The organism is Microbacterium sp. 77mftsu3.1 (assembly GCF_900100525.1).
Lineage (GTDB): Bacteria > Actinomycetota > Actinomycetes > Actinomycetales > Microbacteriaceae > Microbacterium > Microbacterium aquilitoris.
The window spans coordinates 32,370-58,472 of record NZ_FNCR01000001.1 but is presented as its reverse complement, the minus strand read 5'-3'; the positions used below and the strand labels follow the sequence as shown (position 1 = coordinate 58,472).

29 protein-coding genes and 2 tRNA genes are annotated in these 26,103 nt (G+C 70.2%); 16 read left to right on the top strand and 15 right to left on the bottom strand.

The features are described 5' to 3' along the window. Positions 1–9: 9 nt before the first annotated feature. On the top strand, positions 10–1,107 hold the full coding sequence (gene mnmA / locus BLR68_RS00335; protein ID WP_081626465.1) for a tRNA 2-thiouridine(34) synthase MnmA: 1,098 nt from the start codon (positions 10–12) through the stop codon (positions 1,105–1,107). Here mnmA and BLR68_RS00330 read toward each other — a convergent pair. Beyond that, entirely contained in the window at positions 1,064–2,086 is a 1,023-nt protein-coding gene (locus tag BLR68_RS00330; RefSeq protein WP_018188015.1) for an epimerase, read from the bottom strand. The genes mnmA and BLR68_RS00330 overlap by 44 nt on opposite strands. Before the next feature lie 54 nt (positions 2,087–2,140). Here BLR68_RS00330 and BLR68_RS00325 point away from each other — a divergent pair, with 54 nt between their 5' ends. Both BLR68_RS00325 and ligA read left to right on the top strand, forming a co-directional pair. Further along, positions 2,141–2,836 carry a DUF4166 domain-containing protein gene (locus tag BLR68_RS00325; protein ID WP_018188014.1) on the top strand — a complete coding sequence of 232 codons (696 nt, stop codon included), beginning with the start codon at positions 2,141–2,143 and terminating at the stop codon, positions 2,834–2,836. Continuing rightward, a complete protein-coding gene (gene ligA, locus BLR68_RS00320; protein ID WP_018188013.1) occupies positions 2,809–5,133 on the top strand; it encodes an NAD-dependent DNA ligase LigA in 2,325 nt (774 codons plus the stop codon). The genes BLR68_RS00325 and ligA overlap by 28 nt, the downstream gene beginning before the upstream one ends. 3 nt (positions 5,134–5,136) lie before the next feature. Here the strand turns inward: ligA and BLR68_RS00315 are convergent, their stop codons facing one another. Further along, positions 5,137–6,837 carry a long-chain-fatty-acid--CoA ligase gene (locus BLR68_RS00315; RefSeq protein ID WP_018188012.1) on the bottom strand — a complete coding sequence of 567 codons (1,701 nt, stop codon included), beginning with the start codon at positions 6,835–6,837 and terminating at the stop codon, positions 5,137–5,139. A gap of 56 nt (positions 6,838–6,893) precedes the next feature. On the opposite strand from BLR68_RS00315, the gene gatC reads away from it, so the two are divergent. The 6 genes from gatC to BLR68_RS00285 all read left to right on the top strand — a co-directional run bounded on the left by gatC (position 6,894) and on the right by BLR68_RS00285 (position 12,479). Further along, positions 6,894–7,193 (top strand): Asp-tRNA(Asn)/Glu-tRNA(Gln) amidotransferase subunit GatC, encoded by a 300-nt coding sequence (gene gatC / locus BLR68_RS00310; RefSeq protein WP_018188011.1) that lies wholly within the window; start codon positions 6,894–6,896, stop codon positions 7,191–7,193. After that, on the top strand, positions 7,190–8,701 hold the full coding sequence (gene gatA, locus BLR68_RS00305) for an Asp-tRNA(Asn)/Glu-tRNA(Gln) amidotransferase subunit GatA (RefSeq protein WP_018188010.1): 1,512 nt from the start codon (positions 7,190–7,192) through the stop codon (positions 8,699–8,701). Before gatC ends, gatA begins: the two co-directional genes overlap by 4 nt. Continuing rightward, on the top strand, positions 8,701–10,218 hold the full coding sequence (gene gatB / locus BLR68_RS00300; RefSeq protein WP_018188009.1) for an Asp-tRNA(Asn)/Glu-tRNA(Gln) amidotransferase subunit GatB: 1,518 nt from the start codon (positions 8,701–8,703) through the stop codon (positions 10,216–10,218). The genes gatA and gatB overlap by 1 nt, the downstream gene beginning before the upstream one ends. Before the next feature lie 73 nt (positions 10,219–10,291). Beyond that, the gene (dinB, locus tag BLR68_RS00295; protein WP_018188008.1) at positions 10,292–11,548 is read left to right on the top strand and encodes a DNA polymerase IV; all 1,257 of its coding nucleotides are present in this window, start codon (positions 10,292–10,294) and stop codon (positions 11,546–11,548) included. 54 nt (positions 11,549–11,602) lie between these two features. Then, positions 11,603–11,923, top strand: a complete 321-nt coding sequence (locus BLR68_RS00290; RefSeq protein WP_018188007.1) for a hypothetical protein — start codon at positions 11,603–11,605, stop codon at positions 11,921–11,923. After that, entirely contained in the window at positions 11,907–12,479 is a 573-nt protein-coding gene (locus tag BLR68_RS00285; protein WP_018188006.1) for a nucleoside/nucleotide kinase family protein, read from the top strand. Before BLR68_RS00290 ends, BLR68_RS00285 begins: the two co-directional genes overlap by 17 nt. A gap of 10 nt (positions 12,480–12,489) precedes the next feature. Here the strand turns inward: BLR68_RS00285 and BLR68_RS00280 are convergent, their stop codons facing one another. The 7 genes from BLR68_RS00280 to BLR68_RS00250 form a co-directional block, all read right to left on the bottom strand. After that, positions 12,490–12,978, bottom strand: a complete 489-nt coding sequence (locus tag BLR68_RS00280) for a DUF2017 family protein (RefSeq protein ID WP_256335279.1) — start codon at positions 12,976–12,978, stop codon at positions 12,490–12,492. After that, complete coding sequence (gene clpS / locus BLR68_RS00275) at positions 12,975–13,274, bottom strand: ATP-dependent Clp protease adapter ClpS (protein ID WP_018188004.1); 300 nt, start codon at positions 13,272–13,274, stop codon at positions 12,975–12,977. Before clpS ends, BLR68_RS00280 begins: the two co-directional genes overlap by 4 nt. Further along, entirely contained in the window at positions 13,265–13,615 is a 351-nt protein-coding gene (locus BLR68_RS00270; protein ID WP_026302964.1) for a metallopeptidase family protein, read from the bottom strand. The genes clpS and BLR68_RS00270 overlap by 10 nt, the downstream gene beginning before the upstream one ends. Before the next feature lie 25 nt (positions 13,616–13,640). After that, a tRNA-His gene (locus tag BLR68_RS00265) sits at positions 13,641–13,716 on the bottom strand. A gap of 34 nt (positions 13,717–13,750) precedes the next feature. Then, on the bottom strand, positions 13,751–14,371 hold the full coding sequence (orn, locus tag BLR68_RS00260) for an oligoribonuclease (protein WP_018188002.1): 621 nt from the start codon (positions 14,369–14,371) through the stop codon (positions 13,751–13,753). A gap of 46 nt (positions 14,372–14,417) precedes the next feature. Next, a tRNA-Arg gene (locus tag BLR68_RS00255) sits at positions 14,418–14,490 on the bottom strand. 27 nt (positions 14,491–14,517) lie between these two features. After that, a complete protein-coding gene (locus BLR68_RS00250; RefSeq protein WP_018188001.1) occupies positions 14,518–15,126 on the bottom strand; it encodes a membrane protein YczE in 609 nt (202 codons plus the stop codon). A 60-nt stretch (positions 15,127–15,186) separates the two neighbouring features. Here BLR68_RS00250 and BLR68_RS00245 point away from each other — a divergent pair, with 60 nt between their 5' ends. Next, the gene (locus BLR68_RS00245) at positions 15,187–16,611 is read left to right on the top strand and encodes a MocR-like transcription factor YczR (protein ID WP_018188000.1); all 1,425 of its coding nucleotides are present in this window, start codon (positions 15,187–15,189) and stop codon (positions 16,609–16,611) included. A 5-nt stretch (positions 16,612–16,616) separates the two neighbouring features. Here BLR68_RS00245 and BLR68_RS00240 read toward each other — a convergent pair whose 3' ends face one another. After that, a complete protein-coding gene (locus BLR68_RS00240) occupies positions 16,617–16,862 on the bottom strand; it encodes a hypothetical protein (protein WP_018187999.1) in 246 nt (81 codons plus the stop codon). Positions 16,863–16,987: 125 nt separating this feature from the next. Here BLR68_RS00240 and msrA point away from each other — a divergent pair, with 125 nt between their 5' ends. From msrA to BLR68_RS00215, 5 genes are all read left to right on the top strand, one after another. Then, positions 16,988–17,512: a peptide-methionine (S)-S-oxide reductase MsrA gene (gene msrA, locus BLR68_RS00235; protein ID WP_018187998.1), complete on the top strand. Its 525-nt coding sequence runs from the start codon at positions 16,988–16,990 to the stop codon at positions 17,510–17,512. A 196-nt stretch (positions 17,513–17,708) separates the two neighbouring features. Continuing rightward, positions 17,709–18,194 (top strand): single-stranded DNA-binding protein, encoded by a 486-nt coding sequence (locus tag BLR68_RS00230; RefSeq protein ID WP_018187997.1) that lies wholly within the window; start codon positions 17,709–17,711, stop codon positions 18,192–18,194. A gap of 46 nt (positions 18,195–18,240) precedes the next feature. Further along, positions 18,241–18,738, top strand: coding sequence for a DUF6993 domain-containing protein (locus BLR68_RS18140; RefSeq protein WP_256335278.1), 498 nt, complete (start codon positions 18,241–18,243; stop codon positions 18,736–18,738). Between the two features lie 50 nt (positions 18,739–18,788). Beyond that, complete coding sequence (ettA, locus tag BLR68_RS00220) at positions 18,789–20,468, top strand: energy-dependent translational throttle protein EttA (protein ID WP_018187995.1); 1,680 nt, start codon at positions 18,789–18,791, stop codon at positions 20,466–20,468. Next, positions 20,461–20,940, top strand: a complete 480-nt coding sequence (locus BLR68_RS00215) for an acyl-CoA thioesterase (protein ID WP_018187994.1) — start codon at positions 20,461–20,463, stop codon at positions 20,938–20,940. Before ettA ends, BLR68_RS00215 begins: the two co-directional genes overlap by 8 nt. Before the next feature lie 6 nt (positions 20,941–20,946). On the opposite strand, the gene BLR68_RS00210 is transcribed toward BLR68_RS00215, so the two are convergent. Further along, a complete protein-coding gene (locus BLR68_RS00210) occupies positions 20,947–21,819 on the bottom strand; it encodes an acyl-CoA thioesterase (protein ID WP_018187993.1) in 873 nt (290 codons plus the stop codon). Positions 21,820–21,881: 62 nt separating this feature from the next. On the opposite strand from BLR68_RS00210, the gene BLR68_RS00205 reads away from it, so the two are divergent. Then, a complete protein-coding gene (locus BLR68_RS00205; RefSeq protein WP_018187992.1) occupies positions 21,882–22,556 on the top strand; it encodes a DUF8185 domain-containing protein in 675 nt (224 codons plus the stop codon). A gap of 12 nt (positions 22,557–22,568) precedes the next feature. On the opposite strand, the gene BLR68_RS00200 is transcribed toward BLR68_RS00205, so the two are convergent. Genes BLR68_RS00200 through BLR68_RS00185 form a run of 4 tightly spaced genes read right to left on the bottom strand, consistent with a single transcriptional unit; the run spans position 22,569 to position 26,095 of the window. Continuing rightward, positions 22,569–23,006, bottom strand: coding sequence for a globin (locus tag BLR68_RS00200; RefSeq protein ID WP_040570621.1), 438 nt, complete (start codon positions 23,004–23,006; stop codon positions 22,569–22,571). Positions 23,007–23,014: 8 nt separating this feature from the next. Then, positions 23,015–24,106, bottom strand: a complete 1,092-nt coding sequence (locus BLR68_RS00195; RefSeq protein WP_018187990.1) for a mechanosensitive ion channel family protein — start codon at positions 24,104–24,106, stop codon at positions 23,015–23,017. 10 nt (positions 24,107–24,116) lie between these two features. After that, on the bottom strand, positions 24,117–24,845 hold the full coding sequence (locus BLR68_RS00190; RefSeq protein ID WP_051082847.1) for a response regulator transcription factor: 729 nt from the start codon (positions 24,843–24,845) through the stop codon (positions 24,117–24,119). Continuing rightward, positions 24,842–26,095, bottom strand: a complete 1,254-nt coding sequence (locus BLR68_RS00185) for a sensor histidine kinase (protein WP_256335277.1) — start codon at positions 26,093–26,095, stop codon at positions 24,842–24,844. Before BLR68_RS00185 ends, BLR68_RS00190 begins: the two co-directional genes overlap by 4 nt. Positions 26,096–26,103 lie beyond the last annotated feature (8 nt).

Genomic DNA, 26,103 nt, shown 5'->3' with positions numbered 1-26,103 from the left:
ACTGGAAAGATGCGCGTACTGGCAGCGATGAGCGGTGGGGTCGATTCGGCGGTTGCCGCGGCCCGAGCCGTCGACGCCGGACACGACGTCGTCGGCGTCCACCTCGCGCTCTCGCGTGCGGGCGGGACGCTGCGCACGGGCAGCCGGGGCTGCTGCACGATCGAGGACGCCCTCGACGCGCGGCGCGCGGCGGATCTGCTCGGCATCCCGTTCTACGTGTGGGACTTCTCCGAGCGTTTCCGTGACGACGTGATCGACGACTTCATCAGCGAGTACCGGGCGGGGCGCACCCCGAATCCGTGCATGCGCTGCAACGAGAAGATCAAGTTCGCGGCTCTCCTCGAGCGCGCGATCGAGCTCGGATTCGACGCCGTCTGCACGGGCCACTACGCGACCCTGGTCGACGGCCCCGAGGGCCGCGAGCTGCACCGCGCGTCGGATGAGGCGAAGGACCAGTCCTACGTCCTCGGTGTGCTGACGGCGGATCAGCTCGCGCACACGTACTTCCCGCTCGGCACGACCCCGTCCAAGGCGGTCGTCCGCGCTGAGGCCGCTGAGCGCGGCCTGACCGTCGCCCAGAAGCCAGACAGCCACGACATCTGCTTCATCCCCGATGGCGACACCCGCGGCTGGCTGGCCGAGAAGGTCGGCGCCGAGCAGGGCGACGTGCTCGACCGGGACGGCGCCGTCGTGGGCCGCCACGAGGGTGCGCACGCCTTCACCGTCGGTCAGCGTCGCGGCCTGCAGCTCGGCGTGCCGGCCGCGGACGGCAAGCCGCGCTTCGTCCTCGAGGTGCGTCCCGTCTCGAACACCGTCGTCGTCGGCCCCAAGGAGGCGCTCGCGACGGCGGAGATCTCCGGGGAACGGCACAGCTGGGCCGGCCGTGCGCCTGAAGACGGCGCGTTCGCGTGCCACGTCCAGATCCGGGCACACGCCGACCCGGTGCCGGCGCGTGCCATGGTGGCCGCAGGCTCGGTGACGGTCGTCCCCGACGAGCCCTTCGACGGGGTCGCCCCCGGTCAGACGGCGGTCCTCTACGACGGAACGCGCGTCATCGGTCAGTTCACGATCGCGCGGACCGTGTCCGCCGTGCCGCAGGACGCCTGAGCCTCCGCTCGCGTTCGACGGACGCGAGCGCCTCGCGCAGGTCGGTGTGCGAGAAGCGGAAACCCGCCTCGACCAGTCGCTCGGGCGCGACCCATCTGCTCTTCAGGATCAGCTCGGGCTCGGTGCGGAGGACCCACATGGCGATCTCGAGCATCCAGCGGAGCGAGGGGATTCCCACCGGCATCCCGACGACGCTCCGGAGGGAGCGCATGAGCGACCGGTTGTCGGACGCCTCGGGCACCGCGACGTTCACGACCCCCGCGATGTCGTCGCGCCGCACGAGGAACCGGATCGCGTCGAGCACGTCGTCGATGTGCACCCAGCTGAACCGCTGACGGCCGCGCGTGCGGTACCAGGGCGGCCGGCCGCCGGTGGGCTCGTCGCCGATGCCGCGATAGCGACGGTGCGGCGGAACCCAGCCGTCGTGCTGCGGCCCGCCGAGGCCGGTCCGGGCGAGGGTGAGCAGCATGCGTGTCGCGGGACCGTCGCCGACGACGATCGCCAGGCGGAGCGCGACGCGCCTCGTCGCGGGGAGGTCGCCGGCGAAGAAGGCGCGCTCCCACGCCTTCGCGACGTCGACCGAGAACCCGGCGCCGAGCTCGCCGGTCGTCTCGGTGTTCGGCCGGTCCATCGCGTGGCGGTAGATGGTCGCGGTCGACGAGTTCACCCAGAGTCCCGGCGGGACGGATGCCGCCGCCACCGCGTCGTGCAGTGCCCGCGTCGTGTCGACCCGGGAGGCCAGGATCGCGTCGCGGTTCGCATCGGTGTAGCGGCAGTCCACGGACTTTCCAGCGAGGTTGACGAGAAGGTCCGCGCCCTCGATCGCTGCACGGAGTGCCTCCGTGTCGTTCCAGGACACGCGGGAGGTCCGCCCCACCTCGACGACGTCGTAGCCGTCGGCGCGGAGAGAGGCGACGAGAGCTTCCCCGATGAACCCGCCGGCTCCGGCGACCACGGCACGGGGGCGGTCGGTGCTCATGCCTCGACGGTACAGGCACCCGCCCTCACCCCCGGCCCGCGGTAGATTCCGAGCATGACCACCGCCGCCGAGGACGCCCCGGCATCCGTCTACCAACGCGTGCTCGGCGACGCGTACGGCGATCTGCCGCCCGTGCTGGCGCGGTACTTCGGCCCCATCCCTCCTGGGCACGTCGGGGTCGGGGAGGGGACGTACGACACCGTCGGATCCCGCTACCGCCTGATCGCGTGGCCGCTGCTGGCCTGGTCGACGCGGCACGACATGCTCTTCCCCGAGGCGGGTGAGCAGGTGCCGTTCCTGGTCGAGAACCGTCCCGTCGCGGACGGTCTCGCCGGATCGCGGTGGTTCGCGTTCCCCGGCCGGCTCCGGGTCATGCGCGACACGATGCGTGCCGGTGACGGGGAGGTCATCGAGCGGCTCGGCCGTGGCGGCGGGCTGGAGGTACGCCTTCGTCCCGCAATCGAGGACCGCCGTATGGTGCTGCGCTCAGGACGACTCGCGTGGCGGGTGCGCGGCATCCGCGTCCCTCTGCCCCGGGTCGCCTCGGTCACCGTGCGGGAGAGTGCGGGCCAGGGCGGCGACGGGCGTCAGCGCGTCGACGTCCGGCTCCGGATGCCTCTCCTCGGCGAGGTCTTCCGGTACTCGGGATCGTTCGCCTACCGCATCGTGCGCGACGACGACAGCGGCTCGGGAGTGTCGGCCGCCCTCCCTACACTGTCGATGTGGCTGACGCAGAACTTCCCGCACTGACACTCGATGAGGCGCGCGCCGCCGCCGAGAGCCTCACCGAGAAGATCCTCGGTGCGCGCGAGGCGTATTACGGCGGCGACGTCGGGCTCGTCGACGACGCGACCTATGACGGGTGGATGCACGAGCTCGAGGCCATCGAGCGCGCGCATCCGGAGCTGCAGGGCCAGGACTCGCCGACGCAGACGGTCGGCGCGGCCGAATCGTCGATGTTCGCCCCCGTCGAGCACGCGGAGCGGATGCTGAGCCTCGACAACGTGTTCTCGCCGGAGGAGTTGCGGGAGTGGTGCACGAAGGCCGAGGCCTCGGCCGGACGCCCGGTGCGCTGGCTCACCGAACTCAAGATCGATGGTCTCGCCATCTCGCTGCGATACGAGGACGGGGTCCTGACCTCGGCCGCGACCCGAGGCGACGGCCGCATCGGCGAGGACGTGACCGTCAACGCGGTGCGCGTGGCCGGCATCCCCGATCGACTGGCGGGGGAGGGGCATCCCGCTCTCGTCGAGGTCCGCGGCGAGGTCTTCATCCCCGTCGCGGCGTTCGAAGAGCTCAACGCGCTTCAGGCGCGGCTGCGAGAGCGCGTCATCGCCGACGCGGCCGCGCGGCCGCGGTACGACGAGGAAAAGGCCCAGAAGAGCGCCGCCCGGCGCTTCCCCGCGTTCGCCAACCCGCGCAATGCGGCCAGCGGCGGACTCCGCCAGCAGCTCGACAAGAAGTCGGGTCTCGAGCTGGAGGCCGGCGAGGCCCGTCTCGCATCGCTGCGCATGTACGTGCACGGGATCGGCGCGTGGCCGGACCCGCCGGTCGCCGCGCAGAGCGACGTGTACGGGCTTCTGGCCGAGTGGGGGCTCCCGGTCAGTCCCTACCCGCGCACCTTCGACGACGTCGACAGCGTCCTCGATTTCGTTGCGGAGTACGGCGAGAAGCGACACTCCGTCGCGCACGAGCTCGACGGCATCGTCGTCAAGGTCGACGAGCTCTCGCTGCACGATGAGCTCGGCGCGACCAGTCGCGCGCCGCGGTGGGCGATCGCCTACAAATACCCGCCGGAAGAGGTGCAGACGCGGCTCGTCGACATCATCGTGTCGGTGGGGCGCACGGGCCGGGCCACGCCCTACGCGCAGATGGAGCCCGCACTCGTCGCCGGAAGCGTCGTGCGTCAGGCCACCCTTCACAACCAGGACGTCGTCAAGGCCAAGGGCGTGCTGATCGGCGACATGGTCGTGCTGCGCAAGGCGGGCGACGTCATCCCCGAGGTGCTCGGGCCGGTCGCAGAACTGCGCGACGGCACCGAACGGGCGTTCGTCATGCCGACCGAATGCCCCGAGTGCGGCTCGACGCTCGCCCCCGCGAAGGAAGGCGACATCGATCTGCGCTGCCCGAACACCCGCGGCTGCCCCGCGCAGGTTCGCGGACGCGTCGAACACATCGGCTCCCGCGGCGCGCTGGACATCGAGGCGCTCGGCGAGGTCACCGCGGCCGCCCTGACGCAGCCGCTCCCGCCGCAGGAACCCGCCCTCGACACCGAGGCGGGGCTGTTCGACCTGACGGTGGAGCGGCTCGTCCCGATCGAGGTCATCGTCCGGGACTCCGAGACCGGCGAGGCGCGCGTCGACGAGAAGACCGGCGACGTGATCCGACGCGCTCCCTTCCGCCGCAACCCCAGCGCGGCGGAGAAGAAGGAGGGGCTCACCGGCCCGCAGCCGTCGGCTCAGGCGCTCACCCTCATCGACGAACTCGAGAAGGCCAAGACGAAGGACCTCTGGCGGTTCCTCGTCGCCCTCAACATCCGGCACGTCGGTCCGGTCGCCGCTCGTGCGCTGGCGCAGTACTTCGGCTCACTCGACGCCATCCGCGCCGCCTCGCGCGATGAGCTCGCCGCCGTCGACGGCGTCGGAGGGATCATCGCCGACGCACTGCAGGACTGGTTCGCCGTCGACTGGCACGTCGACATCGTCGACCGTTGGGTCGCAGCCGGGGCGCGCCTGTCGATCCCGGGCCACCCCGGGCCCGGTGCCGCCGCAGCAGCAGGCGGCGTCCTCGAGGGCATCACGGTCGTCGCGACCGGCTCGCTCGAGGGCTACACCCGCGAGGGCGCGCAGGAGGCGATCATGCAGGCGGGGGGGAAGGCGGCATCCAGCGTCTCGAAGAAGACCGACTTCGTCGCTGCCGGCCCCGGCGCGGGATCGAAGCTCGCGAAGGCCGAAGCGCTCGGGCTCCGCATCATCGATGCGGCTCAGTTCCACCTGCTCGTCACCGAGGGGCCGGACGCCCTCGGCGAGGCCCCTGCGGCGGAGTGAGGCTCAGTCCTTCTGCGCGAGCAGCGCGTCCCGCACCTGGCGCCGCAGCACCTTGCCGATGAGCGAGCGCGGCAGGTCGTCGACCGGTTCGATGCGACGCGGAACCTTGTACGGGGTCAGTCGTGTCCGCGCGAAGGAGCGGATGTCGTCGACGTCGAGGGCGGTCACGCCGGGGGCGGGGATGACGACGGCCACGACCTGCTCGCCGCTGTGCGGATCGGGCAGGCCGACCACGGCGGCATCCGCGACCTGCGGGTGCTGACGGAGCGTCGCCTCGACCTCGGACGGCGAGACGTTGAAGCCGCCCGTCACGATCAGCTCCTTCAGCCGGTCGACGACCCGGAAAAAGCCGTCTTCGTCGCGCTCGACGATGTCCCCGGTGCGGAACCAGCCGTCCTCGAGCACCTTCTCCGTCTCCTCCGGCTTGCCGTAGTACCCCGAGAAGACCTGCGGTCCGCGCACCACGAGCTCGCCGGGCTCACCGACACCGAAGACGCGCGACGGGTCCTCCGGATCGACGACCCGCGCGTCGGTCCCGGGGACAGGGATGCCGATCGTCCCCGCCTTCCGGCTGTCGGCGGGCGGGTTCACCATTAAGACGGGCGAGCACTCGCTGAGGCCGTAGCCCTCGATGAGGTAGCCGCCCGTGGCCTCCTCGAAGGGTTCGACGAGCGCCGGCGAGAGGGCCATCGCCCCCGACACGCCGATCCCGATGCCCCGGATCGACGCGCCGGTCTCACGGGCACGAGCGAGCAGGCGCTCCGCGATGGGCGGGACGAGGGGCAGGACCGTCGGCGGGTGCTTCTTGATCGCGTCGATCACCATGTCGGCGTCGAACTTCGGGAAGAGCACGAGACGCGCTCCCATCGACATCGCGAACGTCAGGCACAGCGTGAGCCCGTACGCGTGGAACATCGGCAGGACGGCGTAGAAGACGCATCCGTCCCCGCGGACCACCGCCGGGATGAACGCCTGACTCTGGCGGGCGTTGGCGAGGAGGTTCCGATGGGTGAGCATCGCACCCTTGGGCGTGCCCGTCGTTCCGGAGGTGTATTGGAGGACCGCGAGGTCATCCGTGGCGGGACGGGGGTGGGATGCCGGGAGCGGCTCGGTCCGGACGAGGTCGTCCCACGTGCGCGTCCCGCGCACCGGCGCGGTGAGCGCGTCGCGCGATTCGCGGGCCTTCGCGACCGGCAGCCGGAGCGCGAGCCGGGTGTGCAGCGGGAGTGCCGTCGTGATGTCGACCGACACCAGTGCCTCGACGTGGAGGTCGGCCGGGAACTCCTGGACCGTCGCGACGACCTTGTTCCAGACGATCGCGTGGCGCGCACCGTGGTCCTGGAACTGGGTCCGCAGCTCCCGCGGCGTGTAGAGCGGATTGTGCTCGACGACGACGGCGCCCAGGCGCAGGACAGCGTAGAAGGCGACGATGTGCTGCGGGCAGTTGGGAAGGACGATCGCGACCCGGTCGCCCTTCTTCACCCCGAGGCGGCGCAACCCGGCCGCCGCTCGACTCACGGCATCCGCCAGCGCGGCGTAGGTCGTCTCCTTGCCGAAGAACTGCAGCGCGGCCGCCTTCGGGTAATCGCGGACGGAGTCGTCGAGCAGATCCATGAGCGACCCGGTGACGGGCGGGAGATCGAGCGGGACGCCGGCGTCGTAGGACGAGAGCCAGGGGCGATCGGCGGAGATCGAATCGGTCACGTCCTCAGCCTAGGGCGAGCGCTCGGACGACGAGTGGCCCGAACTAGACTGGGGGAGTGTCTGAAATCACCCCCGATCTCGTGCGCCATCTCGGCGTGCTCGCCCGGATCCAGCTGAGCGACGAGGAGGTGGAACGCCTCACCGGCCAGCTCGATGCGATCGTCGACAACATCGCCAAGGTCTCCGAGGTCGCCACCCCCGAGGTCGCCGCGACGAGCCACCCGATCCCGCTGAGCAATGTGTTCCGTCCCGATGTCCCCGGCGACATGCTGAGCCTCGACGAGGTGCTGCAGAACGCACCGGATGCCGCCGACGGCCGGTTCCGCGTGACCGCGATCCTGGGGGAGGAGCAGTGAGCGACATCCTGAAGCTGACCGCTGCCGACCTCTCGGCGAAGCTCCGTTCCGGCGAGCTGTCGAGTGTCGAGGCCACGCAGGCCCACCTCGACCGGATCGCCGCCGTGGACGGCGACGTCCACGCCTTCCTGCACGTCTCGGACCACGCGGTCGAGGTCGCCCAGGACATCGACCGGCGCCGCGCCGCGGGCGAGGAGCTCGGCGAACTGGCCGGCGTCCCGCTCGCCATCAAGGACGTCCTCGTGACGACCGACATGCCGTCGACCAGCGGATCGAAGATCCTCGAGGGCTATATGTCGCCCTACGACGCGACCGTCGTGTCGCGCTCCCGCGCCGCCGGCCTCGTGCCGCTCGGCAAGACCAACATGGACGAGTTCGCCATGGGCTCCTCGACGGAGCACTCCGCGTACGGCCCGACCCACAACCCGTGGGACCTCGACCGGATCCCCGGCGGGTCTGGCGGTGGCTCCGCTGCGGCGGTCGCCGCCTTCGAGGCACCGCTCGCCCTCGGCTCCGACACCGGCGGCTCGATCCGGCAGCCCGCCCATGTGACCGGCACCGTCGGCATGAAGCCCACCTACGGGGGTGTCAGCCGCTACGGCGCCATCGCGCTCGCGTCGAGCCTCGACCAGGTCGGCCCCGTCTCGCGCACGGTCCTCGACTCGGCGCTCCTGCACGACGTCATCGGCGGGCACGATCCCCACGACGCCACGTCCCTCACCGACGCGTGGCCGTCCTTCGCCGCCGCTGCGCGCGAGGGGGCGACCGGCGAGGTCCTGAAGGGCCTGAAGGTCGGCGTCATCCGCGAGCTCGACGACTCCGGCTTCCAGACCGGCGTCTCGGAGTCGTTCCGCGCCTCCCTCGCCGCGATGGAAGCCGCCGGCGCCGAGATCGTCGAGGTCAGCGCACCCCACTTCGAGTACGGGGTCGCCGCGTACTACCTGATCCTCCCCGCGGAGGCCTCCAGCAACCTTGCCAAGTTCGACTCCGTGCGCTTCGGCATGCGGGTGAACGTGCCCGGTGGCACCGTCGAGGACGTCATGGCCGCGACCCGCGACGCCGGCTTCGGCGACGAGGTCAAGCGGCGCGTCATCCTCGGCACCTACGCCCTGTCGGCGGGGTACTACGACGCCTACTACGGCAGCGCTCAGAAGGTCCGCACCCTGATCCAGCGCGACTTCGACGAGGCGTTCGCGCAGGTCGACGTCATCGCGACGCCGTCGGCGCCCACGACCGCTTTCCGCCTCGGCGAGAAGCTCGACGACCCGATCCAGATGTACCTCAACGACGTGACGACCATCCCGGTCAACCTCGCCGGCGTCCCCGGCATCTCGATCCCCTCGGGCCTCGCGGCGGAGGACGGGTTGCCCGTCGGCATCCAGTTCGTCGCGCCCGTCCGGGAGGACGCACGTCTGTACCGCGTCGGCGCGGCCCTCGAGGCCCTGCTCGTCGACAGCTGGGGCGGTCCGCTGCTGGACCGCGCCCCGATCCTCGGAGGAGCCCGCTGATGGCCAAGGACGCGCTGATGGACTTCGACAAAGCACTCGAGCTCTTCGAGCCGGTGCTGGGCTTCGAGGTGCACGTCGAGCTCAACACCGAGACCAAGATGTTCTCGCCGGCGGCCAACCCGGCGCACGAGGCGAACCACGACGCAGCTCCCAACACCCTCGTCGCCCCGGTCGACATGGGCCTGCCCGGTTCGCTGCCGGTGGTCAACGAGACCGCGGTCCGCTACTCGATCAGCCTGGGCCTCGCCCTCGGCTGCTCGATCGCGCCGTCGAGCCGGTTCGCGCGGAAGAACTACTTCTACCCGGACCTCGGCAAGAACTACCAGATCTCCCAGTACGACGAGCCGATCGCCTTCGAGGGCAGCGTCGAGATCGAACTCGAGGGCGGCGACCTGGTCGTCGTCCCGATCGAGCGCGCGCACATGGAGGAGGATGCCGGCAAGCTCACCCACATGGGCGGTTCGACCGGTCGCATCCAGGGCGCGGAGTACTCGCTCGTCGACTACAACCGCGCCGGCGTGCCGCTCGTCGAGATCGTCACCAAGCCGATCTTCGGCACCGAGCACCGTGCTCCGGAGGTCGCCAAGGCCTATGTGGCGGCGATCCGCGACATCGTGCGGTCACTTGGGATCTCGGAGGCGCGCATGGAGCGCGGCAACCTCCGTTGCGATGCGAACGTTTCGCTCCGCCCCCGCGGTCAGGAGAAGCTCGGCACGCGCACCGAGACGAAGAACGTCAACTCGATGCGTTCTGTGGAGCGTGCCGTCCGTTATGAGATCCAGCGTCAGGCGGCGATCCTCGCCGGTGGCGGCACGATCACGCAGGAGACGCGCCACTGGCACGAGGACACCGGGCGCACCTCGCCCGGCCGCCCGAAGTCGGATGCCGACGACTACCGGTACTTCCCCGAGCCCGACCTCCTGCCCGTCGAGCCGTCCGAGGAGCTGATCGAGGAGCTGCGCGCCGCGCTCCCCGAGGCGCCCTCGGTGTACCGACGACGGTTGAAGACCGAGTGGGGCTTCACCGACCTCGAGTTCCAGGACGTCGCCAACGGCGGTCTCCTCGCCGAGGTCGAGGCGACGATCGCCGCCGGCGCGTCCCCGGCATCCGCTCGCAAGTGGTGGACGGGCGAAGTCACCCGTGTCGCCAACGCGCAGGGAGCCGAACCCGCCGCGCTGGTCTCGCCCGAATCGGTCGCCGAGCTGCAGAAGCTGGTGGATGCCGGCACGCTGACCGACAAGCTCGCGCGTCAGGTGCTCGAGGGCGTCATCGCGGGGGAGGGGACCCCGCAGGAAGTCGTCGACGCGCGTGGTCTCGCCGTCGTCTCGGATGACGGTGCGCTGATCGCCGCCATCGACGAGGCCCTCGCCGCGCAGCCCGACGTCCTGGCGAAGATCCAGGACGGCAAGGTGCAGGCCGCCGGCGCCGTCATCGGTGCCGTCATGAAGGCCATGAAGGGCCAGGCGGATGCTGCACGCGTCCGCGAGCTCATCCTGGAGCGCGCGGGGCAGGCCTGACGCCGATCGATGATGCCGCCGCGCCGCTGCCCGATCCGGGCTCGGTGTCGGCGGCATCGTCGACAATGGAGGTATGGGACGCGGTGACGGGACGGGACGGATCGTCTCACCCGACGGCGCCGACGACACCGGCACGCGCATCCTCCACGTCGACATGGACGCTTTCTACGCGTCGGTCGAGGTCCTGTACGACCCGTCGCTCGCGGGTAAGCCGCTCATCGTGGGCGGGATGGAGGGGCGCGGCGTCGTCTCAAGCGCGTCGTACGAGGCTCGCCGCTTCGGGGTGAGGTCGGCAATGTCGGTCGGCCGGGCACTCCAGCTGTGCCCGCAGGCGATCGTCGTGGTCCCGCGGTTCGAGCGGTATTCGGAGTTGTCGAAGAAGGTCATGGCGATCTTCCGCGACGTCACCCCGCTCGTGGAGCCGCTCTCGATCGACGAGGCCTTCCTCGACGTGAGCGGTGCGCGCCGCCTCTGGGGGAGTCCCGGCGAGATCGCTCGGATGGTCCGCCGCCGGGTTCTGGAGGAGACCGGCCTGACGTGCAGCATCGGCGTCGCGGCTACGAAGCACGTCGCGAAGATCGCCTCGACGGTGTCGAAGCCGGACGGGCTGCTGATCGTCGCTGAGCCCGACACACAGGCGTTCCTCGCTGCTCGCCCGGTCAGCGCGCTCTGGGGCGTCGGTCCCAAAGCTGCAGAGGCTCTCGAAGCGCGCGGCATCCGGATGGTGTCCGACATCCTGAACACCCCGCGGAGCGTCCTCGATCGAGCGCTCGGCCCGGCGATGGGCGCGCGTGTCTCGCAGCTCGCCCGCGGCCACGACCCGCGGTCGGTGCAGACGGAGCACACCGAGAAGAGCGTCGGGCACGAGGAGACCTTCCTCGAGGATGTCTCCGACACGGCGATGCTCCGGAGCGAATTCCGCCGTCTCGCCGACAGGGTCGCCTCTCGATTGCGCGCGGGCGGCTGGGAAGCGCGGACGATCGCCATAAAAGTGCGGTTCGCGGACTTCACGACCCTCTCACGGTCGGTGAGCGTCCCTGAGCCCACGAACGTCGGTCAGCGGGTCGGCGACGTCGCCCTCGAGCTCTTCGGGAAGATCGACCTCGTCCAGCCCGTCCGGTTGATCGGGGTCCGAGGCGAGAAGCTCACGGGCGACGGTATCGGCGGTCTGGCACTGTGGGACGACGACGCGGAGTGGCGGAGGGTGGATGCCGCTCTCGACGACGCCCGCAGCAGGTTCGGCCGCGGCGCCGTCACGCGCGCGAGCACCCTCGGGCCGCGACGAGACGTCAACGCTCTTCCCACCAACCCGCGCCCCGCGCCGGACTGACCCGAATCGGCGCAACCCCCTGCTTTCCGCGTCGCCTGCGGCTACCGTGAGGGCATGGCAAACCTCCCCCTCGAACTCGGCAAGCAGTTCGCCTCGCTCGGCGTGACCACCGTCTACGGCGAACAGCAGGACGTCGACGGCATCCGGATCATCCCCGTCGCCCTGACCTGGTCGGGCTTCGGCGCGGGAGAGGACACGTCGGGCGGTGCGGGCGGCGGAGGCGGTGGCGCCGCGATCCCGATCGGTGCGTACATCCGCACCGGCGATGACCTGCGCTTCGAGCCGAATCTGGTCTCGCTCGTCGCCGTCGGCATCCCGTTCGTGTGGATCGCGGGACGGGCGCTCAGCCGCGTCATCCGTGCACTCAAGCGCTGATCCGCTCGGGGCTGACCTCGTCGTCGCGGTCGACGACGTCGCGGACGCCGTTCACGGCGTGCGGCGCGAGCCGGCGGTGGTGCTGGTCGACGGTCGTTCCGGCGCCGGGAAGTCGACGTTCGCGGACCTCCTCGCCGAGCGGCTGGCGGGTGCGGCGATCGTGCGACTCGACGACGTCTACCCCGGCTGGGACGGCCTGCGCGACGGCGCGGACACCGTGCGTCAGGGCGTCCTCGTGCCGCTGCGCAGGGGCGAACCGGGGTCGTGGCCGGTGTGGGATTGGACGACGGATCGGCCCTCGGGGCAGGAGAGGCGCGTCGCCCCCGCGGCCGTCGTCATCGTGGAGGGTTCCGGTGTGCTGACGCCCGCATCGGCCGAGCTCGCGGACGTCGCCGTATGGCTCGACGCGCCCCGGGATGCCCGCCGGGTGCGCGCGCTCGAACGAGACGGCGAGACGTACCGACCGCACTGGGAGCGGTGGGAGCGGCAAGAGGAGGCGCACCTCCGGGATCACCACCCGGATGAGCTCGCGAGCCACGTCTTCCGGCTGCCCTGAAGGTCCCTGCTCAGGCGTCGAGCGCCTGAACGAGCATCTCGAGGCGGTAGCCGATCCACTCGTACACGCCGAACCGGGCATCGCCGTCGCCGCGCTGCTCTTCGTCCGTCACCCCGAGCCGGTCCGCCAGCACCAGCCGAAGGGCGGCGAGCGTGCGGAGCCAGGCACCGGCGGCATCCGGGGTCAGGTCGACCACGAGGATGTCCTCGGCGGTGGCGCGGTCGAGCTGATCGATGTCGAGGTCCTGCCCGTCGTGCCGCAGGGACGCGCGGACGATGCCCGCATCCGCCGCCCGTCGTGCCAGGAGGTCGTCCTCGGTCAGGCGACGGAACTCCGCCGCTGCCTCTGCGTCGTCGGCGTAGGCGTCCGGCACGAGTCGGCGCACGGCCGGGTCGGAGCCGTCGTGCGAGGTCACGACGTCTTCGAACTGTCCGACGAGATCGGAAAGATGCGCGGCTTCGAGGAGCGTCAGCTCCATGGCGACAGCGTGGGCAGTCACGACCCCGCCTCTCGCACGGTCGCCCACAGCCCGTAGTCGTGCATCGCCTGAGCGTGCAGCTCCATCTGCTCCCGCGACCCCTCGGCGACGACCGCGTGCCCGTCGTGGTGGACGGCGAGCATCAGCCGGTGCGCCTTCTCACGCGAGAATCCGAAGTACTGGCGGAAGATGTGCTCCACGTAGCTCATGAGGTTGACGGGGTCGTTCCAGACGACGGTCTGCCAGGGTCCCGAGGTGGATGCCTGCAGGTCCGTCCGCTCGTCGATCTCCGGCGACGCGATGCTCATCAGGCCCACCCCAGCTCGTGCAGTCGGGCATCGTCGATGCCGTAGAAGTGGGCGATCTCGTGGACGAGGGTCGTGTGCACCTCATCACGGAGGTCGTCGACGTCATCGCACGCGTCCAGGTGCGGTTCCCGGTAGAGGATGATGCGATCCGGGAGGTCACCCATGCCGTACTGGTCCCGCTCCGTCAACGCGAGGCCGTCGTACAGCCCCAACAGGTCGAGCGAGCCGTCCTCGGGACGGTCCTCGACGACGAACACGACATTGTCGAGCCCCACGACCATGTCGTCGGGCAACCCATCGAGTTCGGACGCAACCAGATCCTCGAATGCCTCGGCATCCATATCGATCATGACCACGCCTCATGCGGAGAAGATATGGGGTGAGTAACGGGACTTGAACCCGCGACCCCCTGGACCACAACCAGGTGCTCTACCAACTGAGCTATACCCACCATGTGCCCGTCTCCGGGCAACCCCACAAGTGTATTACAGTCCGGAGGCGAACGATGACACGGCGGATGCCGCGGCGGTGCGCGCGTCGTCGCTCGACGGTCCGGGGGCGTCCACGAAGACCGTCTCGCGGTAGTACGCGAGCTCGCGGACGCTCTCGCGGATGTCGGCGAGGGCGCGATGGCCGCCGTCCTTCGCCGGAGCGTTGAAGTAGGCGCGGGGGTACCACCGACGGGCGAGCTCCTTCACGCTCGACACGTCGACGTTGCGGTAGTGCAGCCACCGATCGACGCGGGGCATGTAGCGCGCGAGGAACATGCGGTCGGTGCCGATCGTGTTGCCCGCGAGCGGGGCCTTGCCTTCGGGGACGAACCGCTGGATGTACTCGAGCACCTGGAATTCGGCGTCGGCGAGGCTCACGCCGTTCGGGATCTCTGCGAGAAGGCCGGAGCTCTCGTGCATCTTCGTCACGAAGTCGTTCATGTGCGCGAGGGCGGAGTCGTCGGGCTTGATCACGATCTGGAAGCCGGGGTCGAGGACGTTGAGCTCGAAGTCGGTGATGACGACGGCGACCTCCACGAGCTCGTCGACCGACAGGTCGAGGCCCGTCATCTCGCAGTCGATCCAGACGAGGCGGTCGTTCTCCGCAGCTGACACGTGGTCTCCTCCCACAGGAGTCGTCCGCGGACACGGCGACTCGGAGCCCCTCCAGGAGGATTCGAACCCCCGACCTGGCGGGTAGAAACCGCTCGCTCTATCCACTGAGCTATGGAGGGAAGGATGCTCGCCCCCCAGGCTACCGCTCACACGGTTATGGTCGCTCGGCGCGCGCGCAGGGCGCGCCACCGCGCCGACACGTCGAGGGCGACGTGGACGCCGGGACCGATGAGGACCGCGAACAGCACCGTGCCGAGGCCTACGGTGCCGCCGAGCAGCCACCCGGTGACGAGGACGCTCCCTTCGACGGCGAACCGGCAGACCCAGATCGGCCATCCGAACCGAGCGTGGAGGCCGGTCATCAACCCGTCGCGCGGCCCCGGTCCGAGGTCGGCGCCGAGGTAGATCCCGGATGCCGCGGCGATGAGCGCGATGCCGAACACGAAGACGAGAACCCCCAAGAGGTAGTTCTCGACGGGCGGGATGACCGCCAGCGCCCCCTGCATGACGGTTCCGACGACGAGGATGTTCGCGATCGTGCCGATGCCGGGGCGTTGACGGAGCGGGATCCAGGCGAGGAGGACGAGCGCGCCGGTGATGACGACGATCCAGCCGATCCCGATACCCGTCTGCACGGAGAGTCCCTCGGCGAGGACCGTCCAGGGGTCGAGTCCGATGCCGGCCTGGACGAGGACGGCGCAGCCGATGCCGAACAGGGCGAGTCCGATGACGAGGCGGAGGAGGCGCAGAAGCATGGACCCATTCCACCGTAAGATTGGCCTTCTGTATGCAGTCCAATCTCGAAAAGGTGGACCATGGACTCTCGGATCGGTGCCCGAAGCCTCGCCGCTGCACTCGGTGGCTGGCGGACCAGGACGCCCACCTACGAGGCCCTGGCCGACGGCATCCGTCTTCTCTGTCTCGATAACCGCGTCGCCGCCCACACCGCCCTGCCCGCCGAGCGCGAACTCGCGGCGACACTCGGCCTGAGTCGGGCGACGGTCGCGGCGGCCTATCGCTCGCTCCGCGAGAGCGGTCACATCGAGAGCACGCGGGGATCGGGCAGCATCACGCTTCCCCAGGTGCGCCGAGGAGCCGGTCGAGTGTTCGACGACGGCGAGGGCATCGACCTGCAGCAGGCCAGTCCGGCGGCGTGGCCCGGCCTTGCGGGCGTCATCGCCGAGGTCGGAGCGGATGCCGCATCCCTCGTCGGCCGGCCCGGTTACGACATCGTCGGCAGCAGCGAACTCCGGACGGCCATCGCCGACCGCTACACCGCACGCGGGATTCCGACTGCCCCGGACGAGATCCTGGTCACGAACGGGGGACAGCACGCCATCCACCTCGTCACGGCCGCTCTCCTCGGGCCGGGGATGACGGCGCTCCTCGAGACGCCCACGTACCCGCATGCGACCGAGGCGATCAAGGCCACGGGAGCGCGCGTGACCGGAACACCGGTGACCGTCGACGGCGGCTGGGACCTCGATCGTGCCGAGCAGACCTTCCGGCGTGCGCGTCCGACCCTCGCCTATCTCATGCCGTGGTTCCAGAACCCGACGGGGCGGTCGATGTCCCCGACGGATGCCGCGACCTTCCGCGCCGCAGCCGAACGCGCGGGGACGGTGCTCGTGATCGACGAGACGACCGCCGAGCTGATAATCGACGGCACCGCTCCGGAACCGTTGGACTTCGGACCTCATGCCGTGCGGATCGGTTCACTGGGCAAAACGGTGTGGGGTGGGCTGCGGGTCGGCTGGGTGCGGGCGGACCGAACCTTCGTGCGGCGGCTGGTGGCTTCCCGCCCCCGTCGCGATCTCGGCACCGCCGAGTTCGAGCAAGCCGTCGCCTCGCGTCTCATGCGTCTGATGCCCGACATCCTGCCGCAGCGCGCCGAGTTGCTCGGCCGGGGGAGGGATGCCGCCGTGGCCGCGCTCCGCGCATCGTTCCCGACGTGGGATGTCCCCGTCCCGGCGGGCGGAGTCTCGTTGTGGGTGGGGATGGACGCTCCGCTCAGCGGATCGCTCGTCCTGGCGGCTCGGCGCGAGGGAGTCCTCCTGTCGGCGGGCCCGCGTTTCTCCGTGGACGGCGGATACGACGCGCACCTTCGCGTGCCGTTCACCGCCCCGCCCGAGCAACTGCGGGACGCGATCACGGTGCTGGCACGACTGTGGCCCGAAGTGGGCGGCGCGGGTGCGGGGCACGCGCAGGACGAGAGCGAGGCCGTCGCCGCCATCGTCTGAGCGTGTCAGCGCGAGTCGTGGAGGACGGCCACCGCGTCCTCCATCCGCCAGAAATCGCCGAGCTCGACGAAGCCACCGGCCGCAGGGCGGAACCGGCGCGCGCGATAGCGCGTGGCGAGGTCGTCGCCGATGCGGGCCACGTGTCCGACGACCCGGCCCTCGGGGTCGACGACGCGCGACAGGCGGTCAGAGACAGGTGTGAGGCGATATCGGCGGAGCCGGACATCGGTGTTCGGTGCGATGGTGGTCACGGGGCCTCCTCTGCGTCGATTCGCAGGGTACGCTCGGCCACCGACACGCACCTTCGGGACGGAACATCGCGCCCGCCGTCGGCGTTGTCCCTCGTGACGATCCCACAGTGAAAGGAAGGTCTCGCATGCAGACCTATGTGCTTGCCGGAGGCTGCTTCTGGTGTCTCGACGCCGCGTACCGCGCTCTCGAGGGAGTCGAGTCGGTCGAATCTGGCTACATCGGCGGTTCCGTGGCGTCGCCCACGTACGAGCAGGTGTGCACCGGCACGACCGGTCACGCTGAGGCCGTCAAGGTGACGTTCGACGAGGAGATCATCCCTTCCGACGTCATCCTCGATGCGTTCTTCACCATGCACGACCCGCGCCAGCTCAACCGGCAGGGCAACGACGTCGGCACCCAGTACCGCTCCGCCATGTTCCCCGCCGATGACGCGCAGCGCGAGGAGTTCCAGCGCGCCGCGGAACGTGCCGCGGATTGGTGGGGTGGCGGACTGGTCACCACGATGGAGCCCCTCGGCGAGTGGTACCCCGCCGAGGACTACCACCAGGACTTCTTCACCAAGAACCCGGGCCAGGGCTACTGCCTGGCCGTCGCGGTGCCGAAGGTGAACAAGGTCCGGGCCCGGTTCGGGGAGTACGCCCGCCGCTGATCCTCCCCGGCGGACCTCATGGTCTCCGCCTTCTCCCCACGCGCCCCGGTCGCCGACGGTTTCCACCGTTCGGCGACCGGGGCGCCGTCGTGCCGGGCGTCAACGGAATCCTGAAGGGGCTCCGACGCCCGCCGGGCACGCGGGCGTCGGAGCATCGAGCGGGCACAGCCGTGCCCCGACGACTGAAGGAGTCGAAATGAAGGATCACATCACGATCGTCGGCAACGTCGGGGCCGACCCCGAGTACCGTCGACTTCCCGACGGCACGCCCGTCGTGTCGCTGCGGGTCGCCAGCACCGACCGCCGTTACGACGTGAAGGCGGGCGCGTGGGTCGACGGGCTCACCAGCTGGTACCGCGTCTCGGTCTTCCGGACGCTCGGAGAGCACGTCGCCGCTTCCGTCCGTCGAGGTCAGCGCATCGTCGTGCACGGAACCCTCGCCATCAAGCGGTGGGAGGCCGGTGACAAGTCCGGAACGGATGCCGAGATCGACGCCGTCGCACTGGGACACGACCTCGCCTTCGGGACGTCGGTGTTCACGCGCGACGAGAAGCCGCGCGGTCAGGCCGACACCGGCGAATCGGCGACGGAGTGGGCGGCGCCGGGCGCGGAATCCGGGGCCGACGCAGACAGCGCGGACGAGCGGACCTGGCAGGCCGAACCCGCCGCCACGCCGTTCTGACTCGCACCCAGCCGGCTCGGAGGCCGCACGCCCTAGACTCTCGCCCGTGCGCAGACACCAGCCCTCCCGGGGATCCCGCCTGCTCCTGCTCGCGCTCTCGCCCGTGGTGGTGGTGACGCTCGCCGCATGTGCACCCGGGTCGAGCCCGGCGCCCTCCGAGCCCGCGACGTCCTCTGCGGCTGCGCCCCGCCCCTCGGGGTCGGCGACACCCACCCCCACAGCCGCTGCGGACTCCGCCGAGGCGCGTCTGCCCGACTTCACGTCGGTGATGGATGCCGTCTGGCGGGACTCGGCATCCGTCAAGGGGCGCGTCTACGTCGACGCCCTCGTGGCGGCGGGGTTCCCGAAGAAGGCGATGCAGGTCACGGAGGACGAGACCTCGATCGGTGATCCCGCGGACAGCATCCAGTTCTCCGTACGAATCGGCGACGAGTGCCTCGTCGGACAGGTCGGTCCGTCGGTGGCGAAGCCGACGGCGCTCGTGATGCCCGGCCTCGCCGACGGTGCGTGCCTGCTGGGACAGACCCGATCGATCGATTGGTGACACTCGGACCGTCCCGTCACGAGGGACGACCCACGTAGACTTGGGCCGTTATGGCCGAATACATCTACTCCATGGTCCGCGCCCGCAAGGCCGTCGGCGAAAAGCTCATCCTCGACGACGTCACGATGGCGTTCCTGCCCGGCGCCAAGATCGGCATGGTCGGCCCGAACGGCGCCGGTAAGTCGACGATCCTGAAGATCATGGCGGGTCTCGACACCCCGTCCAACGGCGAGGCGAAGCTCTCGCCCGGGTTCTCGGTCGGCATCCTCATGCAGGAGCCCGAGCTCGACGAGTCGAAGACCGTCCTCGAGAACATCCAGGACGGCGTGGCGATCAAGCCCAAGCTCGACCGGTTCAACGAGATCTCCGCGCTCATGGCCGATCCCGACGCCGACTTCGACGCGCTCCTCGCCGAGATGGGGACGCTGCAGGAGGAGATCGACGCCGCGGACGGCTGGGACCTCGACTCGCAGCTGTCGCAGGCCATGGACGCACTCCGCACGCCTCCGGCAGACGCCGCGATCGCCCCGCTCTCCGGTGGCGAGAAGCGCCGCGTCGCCCTCGCCAAGCTCCTGCTCCAGAAGCCGGACCTTCTGCTCCTCGACGAGCCCACCAACCACCTCGACGCCGAGAGCGTGCTCTGGCTCGAGCAGCACCTGCAGGCCTACAAGGGTGCGGTCATCGCCATCACCCACGACCGGTACTTCCTCGACAACGTCGCGGAGTGGATCGCCGAGGTCGACCGCGGCCGCCTCATCGGCTACGAGGGCAACTACTCGACCTACCTCGAGAAGAAGGGCGAGCGTCTCGAAGTCCAGGGCAAGAAGGACGCCAAGCTCGCGAAGCGCCTGAAGGAAGAGCTCGAGTGGGTCCGCTCGAGCGCGAAGGGCCGCCAGACGAAGTCGAAGGCGCGCCTGGCCCGCTACGAGGAGATGGCGGCCGAGGCGGAGCGGACGAGGAAGCTCGACTTCGAGGAGATCTCGATCCCGCCCGGGCCGCGCCTGGGAAGTGTCGTGATCGAAGCCAAGAAGCTCCAGAAGGGCTTCGACGGCCGATCGCTCATCGACGGCCTCAGCTTCAGCCTGCCGCCGAACGGCATCGTCGGCGTCATCGGCCCGAACGGCGTCGGCAAGACCACGCTCTTCAAGACGATCGTCGGCCTCGAGCCCCTCGACGGCGGCGACCTGAAGATCGGCGAGACCGTCAAGATCAGCTACGTCGACCAGTCGCGCTCGAACATCGACCCGAACAAGACGCTGTGGGAGGTCGTCTCGGACGGCCTCGACATCATCACGGTCGGCAAGACCGAGATCCCCTCGCGCGCCTACGTCTCGAAGTTCGGCTTCAAGGGACCGGACCAGCAGAAGAAGGCGGGCGTGCTCTCCGGCGGTGAGCGCAACCGCCTGAACCTCGCGCTCACGCTGAAGGAGGGCGGGAACCTGCTCCTCCTCGACGAGCCCACGAACGACCTCGACGTCGAGACCCTGAGCTCCCTCGAGAACGCTCTGCTGGAGTTCCCCGGCTGCGCCGTGGTCATCACCCACGACCGGTGGTTCCTCGACCGCATCGCGACGCACATCCTCGCGTACGAGGGCACCGCCGAGAAGCCCGACCAGTGGTACTGGTTCGAGGGCAACTTCGAGGCGTACGAGGCGAACAAGATCGAGCGGCTCGGCGCCGACGCGGCGAACCCCGCGAAGTCGACGTACCGCAAGCTCACCCGTGACTGACCGCCGCATCCGGGTTCCCATCCACCTGCGGTGGGGCGATCTCGACGCGTACAACCACGTCAACAACGCCGCGATGCTGAAGCTCCTCGAGGAGGCGCGCGTGCGCGCCTTCTGGGTGCCCGGCGCGGGGGAGCGGGTCGTCCCGACCGCGGTCATCGACGCGAGCCACGGCGCGGCGCAGCTGACCCTCATCGCCCGCCAGGAGATCGAGTACCTCGCACCGGTTCCCTACCAGCGCGATCCGATCGACGTGCAGATGTGGTTCGGGAAGATCGGCGGATCGAGCGCCGAGGTCCACTACGAGGTCTTCACGCCCGCGGGCCAGGAGCCGCAGACGCTGTACGCCCGGGCATCCACCGTCATCGTCCAGGTGGATGCCGGGACTGGCCGTCCCGTGCGGTTGTCGCCCGAAACGCGGAAGGCCTGGGAGCCGTTCCTCGGCGAACCGCTGCCGCCGCTCGGACGACGCTGAGTCCGGTCAGTCCGCGTCCGGGATGCGGACCATGATCTCCTGAGCGACGGAGGCGACCAACTCTCCCTCGCGAGAGAAGATCCGCCCCGTCGCGAGCCCCCGGCCGCCCTGCGCGCTCGGCGACTGCTGGACGTACAGCAGCCACTCGTCGACGCGGGCGGGACGGTGCCACCACATGGCGTGGTCGAGACTCGCGACCTTCAGTCCGGGCGTGGCCCACGAGGCTCCGTGGGCACGGAGGACCGATTCCTGGATCGTCAGATCGCTCATGTACGCGAGCGCGGCCCGATGCACGCGCGGATCGTCGGGAACCTCGCCCCGCGTGCGCACCCACACCGACTGGTGCGCGACGCGGTCGCTGCCGACGTTCGCATAGATAGGATCTTCGACGTGGCGCACCTCGACGGGGCTCTGATCGAAATGGCGCTTGCTCATCGGGTGCAGACCAGCCAGAACGGAGTCATCGGACAGGTCATCCGGTCCGGGGATGCCGCTCGGCATCTCGTCCTGGTGCTCGAGTCCCGTCGCGTCGACCTCGAAGGACGCGATCATGGAGAAGATCGGCACGCCCTCCTGGAAGGCCTGGGTGCGCCGCGTGGAGAATGACCGCCCGTCGTGGATGCGATCGACCGAGAAGGTCATGCCGCGCGTCGAGTCACCCGGGCGGAGGAAGTACCCGTGCATCGAGTGGGCGGCGCGGCCGTCGTCGACCGTCCGTTCCGCCGCGATGACCGCCTGCGCGAGGACCTGACCGCCGAACACCCGACCCAACGGCATCGCCTGCGACACCCCGGTGAAGATGTCCTCCGTGGTGCGGGCGTCGCTCGAGGACAGATCCAGGACGGCCAGCAGCCCGTCGACGTGGCCCGATTCGCTCACGGCGTTCCTTTCCGGGGAGCCCGATGTCATCCCGTGGGCGCCCGCTTGGTAGTTTAGGTCGGATGTCCCCGCAGCTCGTTTTCCCCGACCCGCGCTCGGCGGCCGACCTCCTCACGTTCGCCGGGCGGGCCGCTCGGCTGGGCGACCCGGCGGTGCGGCTGCGGGCCGCCGGCGGGACCCTGGCCGTCTCCGCGGCCCCGCTGTCGCCGCGCGGCTTCGGCGACGACACCCCGACGGTCCTCGGGATGCGCTTCCTCTCCATCGACCCCGAACTGGAGTGCGACCTCGTCGTGGATGCCGGTGCCCTCCGCGCGGGCGAGGACCCGACGCGTGTGGGACTTCCCGACAGCGGCGTCTCCGCCGCGTGGGCGGGCATCTCGCCGCCCCGCGCGGGCTGGCTGCCCGGCTCGCCGGTCGCGGTCGATGCGCTCGCACGGTCGGTCCGTCGCGGAGTGGATGCCGTGGCGACGGCGCTGCCGGCGGCACCCGGCGAGGACCTCGTCCGGACGGTCCGAGCCGCCGTGTGGGGCGCACCCGACGCGGAGCTGGACGGTCTCGTCGCGGGAGTGGCGTTCGCGGCGGACGCCCTCGGGTTCCTCGGCGCGGACGGGAACGAAGAGGCATCCGTCCGACGGACCGGGACGTGGACCCGTGTCAGCCTGTCCCGCGGACACGTGCTGGTCCGGGCCGGCAACCCGACCGGACTGACCACGGTCCGCTCGACCGGCGGTCGCTGACCGCGCGGGGGCTCACGCCCCGGGGTGCAACGGCAGGTTCGTGCCGCCGCGGGGCTCGGTTTTCGGGCCGGCGCCGGTCGGTTCGAAGGTATTCACCATCGCGTGGGCGGCGCGCTGAAGATAGTCCCAGAGGGTCGCCTCGTGCAGAGGCGACAGCTGCGCTTCGTCCACCGCGATCCGCATCGCCCGCAGCCAGCGGTCGCGCGCCTCGGGGTTGACGTGGAAAGGCATGTGACGCATGCGGAGGCGCGGGTGACCCCGCGTCTCGCCGTAGGTCGTCGGTCCGCCCCAGTACTGCTCGAGGAACAGCAGCAGCCGCTCAGCGGCGGGTCCGAGGTCCTCCTCGGGGTACATCGGCCCCAGGATGTCGTCGGCGGCCACTTCGCGGTAGAAGGCATCCACGAGGCGACGGAACACGTCGTGTCCGCCGACCTCGTCGTAGAAGCTCATCTGCTCGCTCACGGCGCCGCACTCCCCTCGGGGGCGTCCCCGTCGGTCCGTCCCCGCTTCTTCGGACGCCACGCGAGACGCTGCGGCGCCGCCGGCGGAGTGATCTGCTGTGGCTTCGTCTTGGGCGGGTTCGCACCGCGCACGCTCTGAGCCGCGTCCGCTCCGGTGAGGAAGACGGAGTCGAGCTGGGGGAGGGGGACGCCCAGCTCGTCGAGCGCCTTCTTCAGTCGTGCGCGCAGCGCACGGGACACGTCGTCCTTCGCGTTCGGGCGGGTCCTCACCACGAGGCGCGTGACGATGGTCTCGCCGCCGATGGACTCGAGACCCCAGACCTCGGGCTTGTCGATGATGCGCGTGCGCCACTTCGGTTCGCGGACGAGGTCCTTCGCGGCCGTGAGCATCGCGTCCTCGACGGCGTCGAGGTCGGCGTCGACGGGCACGCCCACGTCGATAACGACGCGCGCCCAGCCTTGCGACATGTTGCCGATGCGGAGGATCTCGCCGTTGCGGACGAACCACAGTGTGCCGTTCACGTCGCGGACGTGGGTGACGCGGACGCTCACGTACTCGACGACACCCGTCGCCAGCCCCACGTCGACGACGTCGCCGATGCCGATCTGGTCCTCCGCGACGATGAAGATGCCGTTCAGGACGTCCTTGACGATGTTCTGCGCTCCGAATCCGAGGCCGGCGCCGATCGCCGCCGACAGCAGTGTGAACGACGCGAGGACACCCGGGTTCAGGATGTAGACGATCGTCAGCGCGGCGATGATGACGATCGCGACGTTGACGATGTTGGTGAGGATCGACCCCAGGGTGCGGGTGCGCTGCACGACCCGGACCTGTGCGAGCGGCGACATGTCGATCGCGCGCGTGTCCTCCGCCGCGGCGCGCGACTTGGCGCCGGTGACGATGCGATCGACGACTCGGCCGATCAGTCGGCGCATGATCCACGAGAGGAGCAGTGCGAGCACGACGGTAACGACGACCCACAGGAGGCTCCAGCCCGCCGAGACGAGGAAGGCGAGGAATCCGTCGCGGATGGCCTCCCACCCTTCGGGAGGGGTCGAAGCGGATGCGGCGTCAACGATCGTGGTCATCGTCTCGATCCTAACGACGCGTCCCACCGTCCACCTGAACGCCCTCGGCGGCGTGCTCCCACGGACTCGCCAGCCCGTGGGCGATGAGGACGGCGTGGACGCGGTCGCGGGCCGGGAGCTTCGCGAGGATCCGGCCGACGTGCGTCTTGACCGTCGACTCGCCGAGGAACAGTTCCTCGGCGATCTCGGTGTTCGTGAGGCCCCGCGCCATCGCCTGCAGCACGTCCTGCTCGCGCGACGTGAGGAGATCGAGCCCGGCCGACCCCGTCGCCGACGGGGGAGCGGCATCCGCCCCCTGTCCTGCGGTCACGAGTTCGATCATCCGCCGGACGATGCGAGGGGCGAGAGTGGCTTCCCCCGCGGCGACGGCGCGGACAGCGGCGACGAGCTCATCCCTCCCGGCATCCTTCAGAAGGAAGCCGCCCGCTCCGGCGCGGAGGGCGCCGAACGCGTACTCGTCCAGATCGAACGTGGTGAGTACGAGCACGCGGGCGCCGGGGTGGTCCCGAGCGATCGTCGCCGTGGCCTCGATTCCGTCGACCCCCGGCATCCGGACGTCCATCAGGACCACATCGGGACGCAGGCGTGCCGTCGCCTCGATGGCCTCCGCACCGTCCCCGGCCTCGCCGACCACCTCGATCCCGTCGGCGGCTTCGAGGACCATGCGGAACCCGAGGCGGATGAGCGATTGGTCGTCGACGATCAGCACCCGCACCGCGGCGGAAGGGGACGTACTCATGAGGTGGACTCCTGTCGGGGAATGCGGGCGGCGACCGACCAGCCGTGGGGACGGCGCGGACCTGCCGTGATGGTGCCTCCCGCGAGCCCGACGCGCTCTCGCAGACCGCGCAGGCCGAAGCCAGCGGTGTGCTCTGAGGCGGACGTCGGAAGGCCGTCGTCCGTGACGGTGACGGACACGCCGTCCGGATCGTGCTGGATCGCCACGTCGATGCGGGTGGCCGCCGACGCATGGCGGAGGACGTTCGTCACGCTCTCCTGCACGATCCGCGAGACGGCCAGCTGAGTGCGGGAGTCAAGATCTGCCGGATCACCCGAGACGACCAATCGGGTGTCGAACCCGGCCGCGCGCGCGGACGCGACGGTCTCCGTCGTGGTGTCCCGGGCGAGCGGCGCGAGCGGAGCCGCATCCGCGTCGCGCAGGATGCCGAGGGTCGCCCGCATGTCTCTCAGCGCCTCTCTGCCCGTCGCCGCGATGGCCTCGACGCCGGGGCGCGTGCGCTCGGCATCGTTCGAGGCTGCCACGCCTTCGGCCAGGGCGACCATGACGGTGAGCGAGTGGGCGACGATGTCGTGGAGCTCCCGCGCGATGCGCTCGCGTTCGGTCGAAGCGGCGAGCTGAGCCTGCTGGTCGCGCTCGACGACGAGGCGTTGCGAATGGTCGATCAGCGCCTTCACGTACCTGGCGCGGGAACCGACGTTGGCTCCGATCAGCCCGCCGATCACCGCGTTGAGGCCCTCGTTGACGAGCGAGCCCCAGACGACGGTCGTCGAGCTGAGATCGGTCGCGATCAGGACGAGACCGGCACCTGTGAGGACGGTCATGACGGTCCCGGCTCCGATGAGAGCCGCGCGAGAACCGACGTGGACGGCGACCGAGTAGGTGGCGACGAGCAGGAGCGGACCGTTGATCGGCGCCGGCGCGAACATGTATGCGAGAGACACGACGCACGAGGCGGCGAGGACGATGAGGGGATGCCGTCGCCGGATGAGGAGAGCCAGGCACCCCAGGACGACGACGACGCTCAGCGCGGGCAGCACGCTCTGCCACTCCCGCGAGTTGGTACCGATGCCCTCGGGCAGGATCGGCGTAGCGATCACCGGAATCGTTGACACGAGGAGGCACACGACCACGACGAGGATGTCTGCGAACAGCGGATGCCGTGCCCAGTACCGCCGGAGGAGCCCCGGCGGACGCGGAAGCCGCAGCTCCCCCTCGCTGGAGGAGGAGCTGCGGCTTCGATTCGTCACGCCAAGAC